A 12,074-nucleotide genomic window follows, 5' to 3' on the forward strand; every position below is an offset into this window, starting at 1 on the left:
ATAAACGGACGTGGAGAGGGTGTAAGACCTCATTTGGAGGCAACCTTCAGCGAAGCGTCAACCCCAATCAGCGACCACCCCGGCTAAAGGTGGCGTGGTGAGGAATCCCCCGCGCTCTTTAGCCGGGGGAGGATGTCAAACCCCGTAATTCAGGTTGATGAGGTACAGTATTCTCAGCAAGATCCCCGACTTCGTAGAAGTTGTCGGGGATCTGTTTGTGTACCTCACTACCAAAAGCGCTGTAAACAATGGTGCGTTACGCTTCGCTCTCCTCACGATGGCGGAGTGACACAGCTAAAATTGTGGAATAGATTTGACGGTGAAATTGGGCGCACACCGTGATTTGACGGTGAAATTGGGCGCACACCGTGCGCCCCTACAATACTAATCCACCATTTTAGGTGTGCCACGCCACTACGGCTATAGAAAACGGGTTTACTGATTCTTAATTTCAGCTAACGCTTGATGTAACGCCCCACGATGTCTCCAGCCAACGAATCCGCTGTAAAGACATTCCCCTTCGGGATTAGCGACAAAGATATGATCAACTTGTAACGGATTTGTCCAGATGCGAATCGTGAATCCGTTGGCAAAAGTGATGTAGGGTTGACTCCGGGTAAAGTCTCGCGGATGAGCATCAGTCATTCCGGGTACTGACTGCAAGCGTTCAATTAAGTTAGCGGTAAAATCTAGGGGGGAAGGGTCAGTTATTGTCGGATTTGCCCAAAATTCCCGGATAATTCCGATGACTGTGGGATGATTTTTGAGTTGGGCATGGGCTAAATTGGGAATACTCACAAACTTGGCACCGGAAAACTTGGTTGATTCAACGGTAATTGTGCCGTCGCTACCCCTATCCTTATCGCCAGCAATGACTAACGTAGGAATCTTTTTGGCGATGGATTGGGCAATCTGGCGGCGATTAATCCCTAGGGCACTAGCCATACCGATACCAACACTAAAAGGGTCTATTAATCGGGCTAAATCTGCGCCACCAATTGGGGATGCAACCAATACAAAGGATTCTATTTTAGACCACCATTCTGGATGTTGATTAAGAATTTCTAGCCAAATTAAACCGCCCATGGAATGACCGATAATTCGGATCGGGGTATCCGGATATTGGGTAATAGTTTCAGTGGCTATCCCTTCTACTTGTTTAATTAATGGTTCAATTCGCCACCAGGTTTTCAACCAACCCAGATTGGGTGTAACTAAGTGATACTGGGGAGTGGCTAAGGTTTTCCCTAGGGCTGCGATCGCGTGATGGGTATCCGCCCAGCCGTGTTGGGCAAATAGAATAAAATCTGGGGTTTGGTTCATGGGCATCATCGAGAACAAAGTCATCAGGAATAAAATAGGGTTATAGCAAAAGGCAGCAAGACTGTTTAGTCATGGCTTATAGCGATTTTAAAACAATCAATCAAGTTAAAGCCAAGTTCGATCTGACGATTAATCTAATTAATTTGTTTCCCCAAAGCGAACAGATTGAACCGAGCGACTACCTCAAAATGACTCTGAAACGTAATTTGAAAGTCGCCTTTGATAACGATACTAAAAAAGCTCGTTCAGAGTTGATAATTGCACCGTTGTTGATAGAAATTAGAGAGATGTTTAATGGTAAAATTAGCTTGTTTTCTGGTCGAGATTTTAATGTTGATGCCAGCCAAGGACTCAATGGCTTTTGTGACTATATTTTGAGTGCCTCACCGTTTACATTAGAAATCGAGTCCCCAGTAGTGACAATTGTCGAAGCCAAAAATGAGAGTACTACTGTCGGTTTAGGACAGTGTATTGCGGAAATGGTCGCAGCACAACGGTTTAACCAAGCGAGAGACCAAATGATTGAAAGTATCTATGGTGCTGTAACCACGGGTCGCGTCTGGCGCTTTCTCCAGCTTTCGGCTCAAACGGTTGCGATAGATAACGAGGAATTGGTGATCGAGGATGCCGACGATATAAATATTGCTAAGATTTTAGCCATTTTAAGTCAGCCAATTCAACGATTGCATCTTTTTTAATCTGTTCAGGATTTAGATGGCAATACCTGAATCTATCAAAGGGAACAGGAAACTCGGTCGGGGCGGGCGCGAGTGACATCTGGGTGGGGTAAGAAAGGATAATAGTGAAACCCGCCCCTACACCGAACCATGGTACGTTCGTTCCTGAATAATCATCAATTAACCTTTAACAAATAAGGACGAATGACGTAGCTTGCTTCTCAAGGGTAGCGAGTAGGACGAAATACCAATAACAAATCAACCATTAATTATTACTGGATTTTGCCAAAAGTCGCGAATCACTTCCGCTACAGCCGGATGATTTTTTAGGGTGGGATGAGATAATGTGGGCAGATAAAAGAAATTTGCACCAGGAACCTTTGTCTCTTCTAGAGTCACTGCACCGTCCGTTCCGCCACCAACATCGCCCGCAATGACTAATGTGGGAATCACTTTAGCAATAGATTCCGCCATCTGGCGGCGATTGTCAAGCATTGCCCCAGCTATCCCGACACCCATTCCCAAGAAGGTAAAATTTCGGGCTAAATCCACCCCACCAATAGGAGAAGCCACAAGGACTAACGACTCCACCTGAGTCCACCATTCGGGATGTCGGTTAAGCAGTTCCACCCAGACTAATCCCCCTAGGGAATAGCCGATAATCCGGATCGGTGTATCGGGATACTTGGCAATTGTTTCCGTGGCTATTTCGTCAACTTGCTTGATTAACGGCTTAATCCGCCACCAAGTTTTTAACCAACCGAGATTGGGTGTAATCACGAGAGTCTGGGGAGTCGCCAGGGTTTGCGCCATCGCTGCGATCGCAACTTCGGTATCCGCCCAGCCGTGTTGGGCAAATAGAATATAATCTGGGGTGTCACTCATTCCGCCAAACTCCTAAACTTTTCTCTGTGGCTCCTGAGAAGACCTCACTGTTTGGGATGGAAGCGTCAACCACTTAGTTTAGCTTTCACCATAGCTTGAATCTTGCGACCTTCAGCACGCCCTTTGAGCTTTTCCATTGTAGGTCCCATGACTTTCCCCATGTCTTTCATGGAACTTGCGCCAGTTTGGGTAATAATTTCATCCAGTACCGCTTCAATTTCCTGATCCGACAGTGGGGTAGGGAGATATTCTTCAAGTATGGCTAACTCTTTTGCTTCTTGTTCTGCCAAGTCTTCCCGTCCAGCGTTACGATATTGTTCAATTGAATCCCGACGCTGTTTAGCCAGTTGAGCTAAAAGCTCAAGTTCCTGAGTTTCAGTGAGACTGTCTTGTCCTTGAGGACGCACGCTTATCTCTTTTTCCAGGATCAGCTTTTTGATACTGCGAACCGTTTCCAGCCATACTTTATCTTTCGCCTTCATCGCGACTTTGATATCTTCAGAGATGCGGTCTTTGAGGCTCATATTACTATTGACGAAACAACTTATTAAATTATTATAATATCTCTGACTCTTTACTCTAAAAAATAAATACCCAACTCTTGAATTCGCTCAACCCAAGCCTTAACCTCATCAGCCACTTTATATTTCCAGTCGAGTTGCAATACGTCTCTGGTATAAGAATCGTCAAAAACTACATTATCTTTATTTTCAAAGATTGGTGGCTGGAATTTCACGCCAGCCGCCTGGGCAAACAATGTCGCCATCTGACTAATACTCAAATCTTCTGGTGCGGCGAGGTAATGTCCTCCTTTTTCGCCTCTTCGCGCTACAGCGATATAGCAATCGGCTAAATCATCAACATGAATCCATGCTGTCATAAAGTCAGATGGAAATGGCTGATAACCCCAGTAGGGTTTGCCCGTAATGAACTGCTGAATAGCAAAATCCCAAAACCCGCCACGGGTTGGCGATGCACCATACACCGACGAAGGATACAGGATGGAAGCATTAAATCCTTTGCTGATGTATTCTTCTGTTTTGCCAATGTTTGAACTGTTGACATAGATTGATAAAAATAGTGATGGATTAAATTTCATAATATACTATTATACTGATACCACTTGCTCGACGCAGCCAAACAGTAAATCGGATACTTTGGCTACTCTATCGCTTCATCTTGTTCCCTCTGCCACTGGGCTAAAATCTCACCCGGATTAAACCCACGGTATTGAAGGTAATTCCATACCTTTGGCTTTGTCTTCGGGTCAATATTATGAAAATCAGTGATTTTATATTTTCTCATAACCTTAGCTTTTAAACTATCCAGTTTTCCCGGTTCTTCGTCTTCAGTTTGAGATTGCCAGATTTGTTCAAAAAACTCAGAATCAATCCCCTTTTCTCGACATTTCCGCTTAATGACTACTTTTCCATATTTACCGCGATATGACGTAATCATACTTTCGACAAAGCGAGTATCAGACTGGTAATTGAGTCGTTGGAGTTTTTCAATAGATTCAGTAATATCCGTAACGTCAAAACCTTTTTCTTGAGCTTTTTTGGTCAATTCAAAAACACTATAGTCTCGACGTGCTAAAAGCTTGCATAAATAGTCAATACAAGTCATCTTAATTATAAACTAGGTGTTGCTTTTTGCCAGAAAATTATTTTGTGGATCTTCGACTAAGATAACAGGAAGAGAACTCATTTCTAGAACCGCTTTAGACACGGAACCGACTCGTACCTGTTGCCAACGTTGATGTCCCCGTTTTCCCATAATAATATCTGTCACTTGATACTCTTGCGCCACACGAACTATTTCCTCTGGAATGGAACCCTTAATCGTGATAAATTGATGGCGAATATCACTGAGTAATTGTTGAGTGCGATCGCGCAGCTTTTCTACCTCCTCTATTTCATCACTATTGATAACATGTAAGACAATCACTTCACCATCTGTACGCCGAGCAATACTGGCTACTTTCCTTAAAACCTCTGTCGCCAAGGGAGATGTATCCACAGCCGCTAATAGTACGGTATGAGTCACCACCGTTACTTTCGTCGGGTCAACTTCTCCCCGTTCCAATAATTTAGGCGCGAACGTAGGAATCGCCCAAGCACCAATCGGTGCCGTGGTCAAAATTGAAAGCGCTGCAATGGCTAAAATTACTTCTCCCCCTTCAATTCCCCTAGCGAAAGGAATCGCACCAATCGCCGCTTGTACCGTTGCTTTTGCCATATTTCCCGGCAGCAAAAACAACCGTTCTTGCCATGTCCAATTACTCCCTAACGTCGAGAGATACCAACCCACGGGACGACCAATAAACAAACCAATAGCTAACACTAAAAGTCCCGGTAAAACTGTATTCCCTAATACCTGGAGTTGAACGCTAGCCCCCAACAAAACAAATAGGACAATCTCCGCCACAACCCAGAGGCTATCAAATCCACCGCGTAGGCGTCGAGCCAATGGCGCATCCAATTCAATCAAAAAGAACCCCATCGCCATAGCGGCTAAGTAACCTGAATAAGGCAATCTTTTCTCAACAATTACCAATAATAGAGCAATTCCAGCAGCAATTAACACATCTTGAACCGTGTTTTGTGTCCAATTTTGTTCCGTTAGCAGCGAGACGATTAAACGAGCCGCCGCGTAGCCAATTAAGACGCCCAGTCCGATTTCAATGAATACTTCAAACGGTAGTAATTGTACGGCTGAAAGTGTAAATCCTCCAGGTAAGGTGATGGTTTCAATTCCGCCCTGACCTAAAAAACTCAACAATAAACTAAATAGAAGTAATAATAGAACATCGGATAAGGCGCTCCCCGTGAGAATGGCATCGGGAATTCCCTTAGTCACCCCCCAACCCAAACGCTTCAGTCGCAGCATTCCTGGGACAATTACCGCCGGAGATTCTGCGCCAATGATGCAACCCAAGAGTAACCCAGTGGGAACGTCAAACTGAAAAATCCAGATCGCGGCTAACGCGATCGCAATTGCCTCAAACCCCGCCGGCAAAAAGCCTAACCGCAGCGCCACACTTCCCTGAGAAAGTAGCTTTTCCCGATCCAGCCCCAATCCCGCTTTCATTAAGATAACCATCACGGCAACGGTTCGCAGGCTATCCGCCGCCTCCAGTACATCTGAACTGATGACATTGCCAACCTGTGGTCCGAGGACAATCCCCACCAAAATCATACCGATCAACGGTGGCGCACCTAAACGACGAGCAATTTGACCCCCAAAAAAGCCCATCAATAAAATCCACAATGCGCTGGTTAACATGGAGGATTCTGGTTCTGAGGAAAGATAAAGGATAAATGACTAATTCGACTGACTATCACGACGCCCTAGTTCATAAACAGCGCCACTGATACAAGCCAGAAGCCCCATACTAATTGCCCAACTCGAACCGAGAGTAAGTTCGACACCCCAGTTGCAGCCAGCGCCAACGATTAAAAATGGCACAATGCTGAACAGGGAAGCATAGAATGCGTTTTGGGCTTCTCTTCCCCGACGAGTGCGTTCATATTCCTTCACAGAGGTGTAGAGCGATCGCTCGGCAAAGTTAAACCAGCGATTTAGCTGTTCCATGATCCAGTGGCTTAGCGTCGAGAAGCCCCAGTATAGCGCTAGCGCCCACAACGATGCACCCGCGATCGCGCTCGTATTTAACTCGAATGGAAAGGGCAAAAGTTCAGTGATCATGAGTGGCTTGGTAGGATAGGGCGACTAATGAGTAATTAATGTATCTTAACAAAATGCCGCTGTTCCCTGTTCCCTGTTATTTGACAAATGACCAATCCCAGCTTGCGGCAAAATAGGTAAGTTAGCCCCCATCTGTTTGAATATGACTACTGCGAGCCAAAAACGAACCGAAAATCGCCCCAGTCACCAGGCTATGCAACTTTTGGCAATTGGCATGGGATTGTTGATGACAGTTATAGCGTGGATGGTAGATGTGCCTTGCGCGATCGCACAAGATAATACTGTCAACTACACCCTTACTGAATTACACTATCGAGATTTTTCCAATCAAAACTTAGCGGGAACCTCCTTTGCTGGCGCAGATTTACGCGGCGCCTCTTTTCGAGGAGCGTCTCTTCAAGGATCAATTCTCACCAAAGCGGCGTTTTTTGAGGCGGATTTAACTGGAGCTAACCTGTCAGAGACTTTAGCGGATCGAGTTATCTTTGACGGTGCTAATTTAACCAATGCTATTTTTACTGATGCTATTGCCAATCGCAGCCGCTTTTTTGATGCCACGATTACCGGGGCAGATTTTTCCGGTGCATTGCTTGATACCTATCAAATCTCCTTAATGTGTCAACGGGCAGAGGGTGTTAATCCCTTCACCGGCGTTTCCACGCGGGATAGTTTAGGGTGTCGCTAGTTACTGATAATTTATCAACAAAACCCGTCTTTGAGCAAACGTCAACCCTAAAGAATTTTGTCCATTGAAAAACAACAGCAACTTTTAAATTTTTGCCCGTAATTTCCTCTAGTGACACAAGTTGTTTTGGAGTTGCGCTGACTGACCTCACACCCTTCAGTTGCATAGCTCCCAGTCTTGTATTTGAGTAAATTATGAACAATCCAGTTTATCGTTGCTGTTGTTTGTTGACGAAACAGATATTGGGGTAAACAGATGTTTTGACCTTGTTATCGTGATGTTTCAGTTACACTAGACTAGACTCGGTTATTTGTCAGGGAAGCTTTATAGCTTCACTTTTTAACTTTACTCCTTTCTGGTTTGTGTGGACTAAGAATGATACAGAAGTTTGCTCATTGAAAAATAAGATAATAAATCGATATAATACTTTACAATTATTTGGCTCTTGCCGAACGAAGTACCTGAACATAAATTTGGTATTGTAAACTTTAAATAAGAATATAGTCAGATATAGTTATGTTTGGTAATATATAGACATGAAACTATAATACCTTCTATACTATCTACACACTTAAGCCACGGTCATGATGGTAACTCAGCCATTAGATACTCTAACTGAATCAAGTACATTTCAGAGAAAACCTGGCTTAACTCTAAAGGTAGATTAGTGGAAATATTTTTTAAGTTGGGTTGATTGTCAAACTTAAAATCGGTGATGAAATCGGCATTGTCTTCTAATCAGTTAGAGCTATTTAATCCATCTAAACCATCTAATCTTCTATGGTTTAATCCTAAATTTACATTTGTGGATTTATTTTCGGGTATTGGTGGATTTAGGATTGCTCTTGAAGAGTTAGGAGGAAAATGCTTAGGCTATTCAGAAATTGATAAAGAAGCTATAAAAATTTACAAGAAAAACTTTATTAGTTATTTGAACTCAGAAGAAGTTAACCTGGGGGATATTGTCAAACTTGGGAAATTTCCTTTTTCGGTGGATATAGTAGTTGGTGGAGTTCCTTGTCAACCTTGGTCTATTGCTGGAAAAATAAAAGGTTTAGATGATCCAAGGGGAAAGCTTTGGTTTGATGTAATTATAGTTGTAGCACAAAATCAACCAAAAGGGTTTATATTTGAAAATGTAAAAGGCTTAACAGATCCGCGACATAGGCAAAGCTTTGAACTAATAATCAGCAAGCTTAAAAGCTTAGGCTATAACGTTAAAGCCAGTGTCATCAATTCCTATGACTTTGGGGTTCCTCAGGATCGGGAAAGGGTATTTATAGTAGGAGTTAGAGATGACTTAGATAATAGCGAATCTTTCCAATTTCCTGAACCCTTGCACGTTAAACCAAAACTTTATGAATTCATAGAGGGTATTGAGGCTAGTGAAGTGAGAAAGAAAAAATTCTCTCCCGATATTTTGTTTGCCGGAAAAATACCGGCTTCTAGAGGTAGATTTCAAAAAAATGATGAGTTAAATGATTTCTTTATCTTTACAGATATTCGAGATGGACATACCACGATTCACTCGTGGGATCTTATCAGGACTACTCAACGAGAAAAATTGATTTGTCAAACAATACTCAAAAATAGAAGAAAAAAGAAATATGGCTTGAAAGATGGTAATCCTTTAAAATTTGAAGTTCTAGATCAACTTATCCCAAATTTGACCGCCGCCGAACTCGACAAGTTAATTGTCAAAAAAATACTTCGATATATTGATCACAAAGGCTATGAATTTTTTAACTCTAAGATTTCTTCAGGAATCAATGGAATTTCTAAGATATTTTTACCAAATTCAGATGTAATTGGGACGTTGACGGCAACGGGTACTAGAGATTTTGTTGCCACTGTACCACTAGACTCTCAAGAACCTCAAGAGTATAAAAATACATTCATTCGAGAAATCTATAGAAAAGGAAAGTACAAACCTTTATCTGCAAAAGACTATGCTAGATTGCAGGGCTTTCCAGAGTGGTTTACAATTGCTGACAAGGAAAGTACTGCTAAAAAACAATTTGGAAATGCGGTATCAGTTCCTGTTGTTTATCATATAGCTAAAGCTTTAGTAAAAGTAATTTTATAGCGAAAGTTACATGAATGATTCAAAAAAAATCAAAACGGCTATTCAATCCGTCATCAAAGAAATGATGGATAAGGTAATGGAGAATGTACTCATTAAAAATCCTTTCATTCCTGAAGAGCATAGAGCATTTAAACCTCTCTATGCTGCTTTAGTCCCCGATGAAATTTTCAAAGGTTCTCACTTTGAGAGAAGATTTGTCACTCCCTTTGGTAAAGTTTGGGAAAAACTAGCTATAGTAGCTGCTCAAGAAGGATTAGGTGATGGAGTTTCGACAAGCCTTCGATGAAGTTTCTAGCCACTTTTAATGTTTTATTTCTGGACATTGTAGTGGTTAATCTGCTACACTATAAGAGTAGTCTAGTACGGGCGAAAGTCGTGAGTATCGCCAATCGAGAAATCGATAATTATCACGTAAAGTAGATGCTAGTACGTGAGGCGCGAGAAACCTCTTAAAAAACCCATGGACTTAAATGAGTGCCGATACCTCCAAAAGTGCAAAATGCGTTAGTCGTGAGACTAAAAACAACTGTACTGTCGGGCGGACAGAAACACAGGGAAAGAGAGAAAACGGATGCATCAGACACTCTCGACAAAGTACCATTACGCTTGGGGAGCAGGCTCCCTCTGGGATTATCTAACTTAAACTCGACGCTTGGTAGTTTTCTACAGGCTTTTGGTTTAAGGATTGCCGCAAGGATAGATAATTGTAAGGTGTGTCTAAGAACCAAGAATCCTCGCACTTTTAGGGCGAGGAGCGTCAAAAAGCCACGCACTAAACCCAACCAATAACATCCCGGATCTGAGACTTAGCATACTCGCAGTCAATATGCTGCTGTGCTTTAGATAAAGCGGTTTCCGGTCGCTTGTACCAGCGCTGCGATCGAATACAAAGACCATCTCGTCGAGTGGCTTCCCAGGAATAACGGGCGCGGTCTACCACCAACCACAGTTTATAATCCCGATGTTGTTGTTGGGGAAATTTCAAAAGACCAATCTCAGTTAGGACGCTTAAGCGCATCCGAGAATGGGCTAACCGTTTCATCAACTCCAGAAAGCAAATAGCAGCGCGTTTAGCCTCATCATGAGAAGGGTAGCGGTAGCGATCTCTGGGTTCAAACTTAAAGTCAGCTCCAATCAGTGAAAACCGGAACTTCCCCGACGCTTCCTCAACAAAAGTGACTCGCCAAGAGGTGTTGGGGTACTTAACGCAGAAACCAGAAGGCTGAATTTTGACCGTCGCTGTCATCGGAAGTATGAAATATAAAGGTTGAAAGACATAGAGAGAGGGGTAAAAACGGTAGAAATCACCATCAAGATTTTTAGGCGTCTAGCTGGATGTCGGAATCCTTACCACGTCAAAATCCATCATAGCCTTCTCAATAAAGTCGATGCGGATCTACCTATCTCAGCCTGGGAAATGTTAAGGTAGCGAAGCCACCTAAATCGCGAGGGGAATCTTGCTTCAACCTTCACGAAGTGGAGGTAAGCCTTTGGGGGATAGCGGGAAATGCGAGGGCTAAATGCCCGAAGTATTTCCAATTACTTCCCAGTAATTGGTATAATTTCAGTCATGAAACAAGTTCTCACAATAGTTGTAAAACTTCAACCCACGCCTAAACAGGTTGCCTTCTTAGAGGCAACCCTTCAGGCGTTTGCGGATGCCTGCAACTACGTGAATGAACACACAGACTCTAAGCTGACCAATAAAATTGCCATTCAGTCCCTCACCTACCAAACTATCAAGAGCGAGTTTAACCTCGTGGCAAATATGGCTGTTAGGGCTTGTGCGCGTGTAGCTTCCAACCGTAAGGTAGCCAAGCTAAAAGGCAAACCTGTCAAAAGCTTTGCCCCAACCAGCATGGACTGTGACAAAGACTTGTTTCGGTTTAAGGAGCATGATTGGACGGTAAGCCTTGCCACCATTCACGGTAGAGAGCGAGTTGAATTGACTCTGGGTAACTACCAGAGAGGAAAACTCAAAGGGAGGAACCCAACTTCCGCTCAATTGTGTAAGCACCGGGATGGTCAGTTCTACTTGCACATCCAAATTAAAGATGATGCACCCGACTCGCCGATCACAGACAAGGTGATTGGTATCGACTTGGGGCGACGCGACATTGCGGTTACGTCCGTTGGCGAGAAATGGGACGGTAAGCACATCCAATCAGTGCGAGATAAATTTTCCCAAGTTAGAGCATCCCTCCAAAAGAAAGCCCCGAAAGGCACGAGGACAACCCGGCGTAGATGCCGAGAAGTTTTGAGACGGCTGTCGGGACGGGAGAGACGTTATCAACAATGGCTCAATCACAACATTTCCAAGTCGGTGGTCAGACGAGCAGTGAGTTTAAGTTCCTCAATTGCGATAGAAGACCTAACAGGCATTAGGGAAAGAACAAACCAGCAACCCAGAAGCAAAACTGAGCGTAGACGCTCAAATTCATGGGCATTCTATCAACTGCGAATGTTCATTGAGTACAAAGCGCTCGGCGCTGGCGTTAGAGTTACTCCTATTCCCCCAGCCTATACTTCCCAGATGTGTCACAACTGCCTGCACATACATCCTGCAAAAGGAAAGTCTTACCGTAGTGGCAAGACTTTCAAGTGTGGGCATTGTGGCTGGCACGGAGATGCCGATTTTAATGGAGCCAATAACATTGCACTTGTGGGGCTGTCTATAAACCAGCCTAGAGGCACGGGGTTATCGTGCGAG

General features: G+C 43.5%; 12 protein-coding genes and 1 pseudogene. 5 read left to right on the plus strand and 8 right to left on the minus strand.

Annotation, left to right across the window (positions count from 1 at the left end; translation table 11 throughout):
• Positions 1–435 precede the first annotated feature (435 nt).
• Entirely contained in the window at positions 436–1,323 is an 888-nt protein-coding gene (locus RIM23_RS10495) for an alpha/beta fold hydrolase (RefSeq protein ID WP_446366841.1), read from the minus strand.
• Between the two features lie 71 nt (positions 1,324–1,394).
• On the opposite strand from RIM23_RS10495, the gene RIM23_RS10500 reads away from it, so the two are divergent.
• Entirely contained in the window at positions 1,395–2,021 is a 627-nt protein-coding gene (locus RIM23_RS10500) for a hypothetical protein (RefSeq protein ID WP_446366821.1), read from the plus strand.
• A gap of 237 nt (positions 2,022–2,258) precedes the next feature.
• On the opposite strand, the gene RIM23_RS10505 is transcribed toward RIM23_RS10500, so the two are convergent.
• From RIM23_RS10505 to RIM23_RS10530, 6 genes are all read right to left on the minus strand, one after another.
• Positions 2,259–2,885, minus strand: coding sequence for an alpha/beta hydrolase (locus RIM23_RS10505; RefSeq protein WP_446366823.1), 627 nt, complete (start codon positions 2,883–2,885; stop codon positions 2,259–2,261).
• 65 nt (positions 2,886–2,950) lie between these two features.
• Positions 2,951–3,409 carry a GatB/YqeY domain-containing protein gene (locus RIM23_RS10510; protein WP_446366825.1) on the minus strand — a complete coding sequence of 153 codons (459 nt, stop codon included), beginning with the start codon at positions 3,407–3,409 and terminating at the stop codon, positions 2,951–2,953.
• A 50-nt stretch (positions 3,410–3,459) separates the two neighbouring features.
• Positions 3,460–3,984, minus strand: a complete 525-nt coding sequence (locus tag RIM23_RS10515) for an NAD-dependent epimerase/dehydratase family protein (protein WP_446366827.1) — start codon at positions 3,982–3,984, stop codon at positions 3,460–3,462.
• Positions 3,985–4,046: 62 nt separating this feature from the next.
• Complete coding sequence (locus RIM23_RS10520; RefSeq protein ID WP_446366829.1) at positions 4,047–4,511, minus strand: regulatory protein RecX; 465 nt, start codon at positions 4,509–4,511, stop codon at positions 4,047–4,049.
• Between the two features lie 12 nt (positions 4,512–4,523).
• Positions 4,524–6,170 carry a cation:proton antiporter gene (locus tag RIM23_RS10525; RefSeq protein ID WP_446366831.1) on the minus strand — a complete coding sequence of 549 codons (1,647 nt, stop codon included), beginning with the start codon at positions 6,168–6,170 and terminating at the stop codon, positions 4,524–4,526.
• Between the two features lie 39 nt (positions 6,171–6,209).
• Positions 6,210–6,593 carry a hypothetical protein gene (locus tag RIM23_RS10530; RefSeq protein ID WP_446354484.1) on the minus strand — a complete coding sequence of 128 codons (384 nt, stop codon included), beginning with the start codon at positions 6,591–6,593 and terminating at the stop codon, positions 6,210–6,212.
• Between the two features lie 142 nt (positions 6,594–6,735).
• Here RIM23_RS10530 and RIM23_RS10535 point away from each other — a divergent pair, with 142 nt between their 5' ends.
• The 3 genes and pseudogenes from RIM23_RS10535 to RIM23_RS10545 form a co-directional block, all read left to right on the plus strand.
• Positions 6,736–7,278 carry a pentapeptide repeat-containing protein gene (locus RIM23_RS10535; protein WP_446366833.1) on the plus strand — a complete coding sequence of 181 codons (543 nt, stop codon included), beginning with the start codon at positions 6,736–6,738 and terminating at the stop codon, positions 7,276–7,278.
• A gap of 715 nt (positions 7,279–7,993) precedes the next feature.
• The gene (locus tag RIM23_RS10540; protein WP_446366835.1) at positions 7,994–9,364 is read left to right on the plus strand and encodes a DNA cytosine methyltransferase; all 1,371 of its coding nucleotides are present in this window, start codon (positions 7,994–7,996) and stop codon (positions 9,362–9,364) included.
• A 10-nt stretch (positions 9,365–9,374) separates the two neighbouring features.
• A pseudogene (locus RIM23_RS10545) lies at positions 9,375–9,626 on the plus strand (TdeIII family type II restriction endonuclease); the annotation flags it as partial.
• A gap of 510 nt (positions 9,627–10,136) precedes the next feature.
• Here RIM23_RS10545 and RIM23_RS10550 read toward each other — a convergent pair.
• Positions 10,137–10,610 carry a hypothetical protein gene (locus tag RIM23_RS10550; protein ID WP_446366837.1) on the minus strand — a complete coding sequence of 158 codons (474 nt, stop codon included), beginning with the start codon at positions 10,608–10,610 and terminating at the stop codon, positions 10,137–10,139.
• Positions 10,611–10,934: 324 nt separating this feature from the next.
• Here RIM23_RS10550 and RIM23_RS10555 point away from each other — a divergent pair.
• The coding region (locus RIM23_RS10555) for an RNA-guided endonuclease InsQ/TnpB family protein (protein ID WP_446366839.1) at positions 10,935–12,074 on the plus strand (1,140 nt) is incomplete at its 3' end.

The sequence above is a fragment of the Coleofasciculus sp. G3-WIS-01 genome, from assembly GCF_040223135.1.
Classification (GTDB): domain Bacteria; phylum Cyanobacteriota; class Cyanobacteriia; order Cyanobacteriales; family Coleofasciculaceae; genus Coleofasciculus.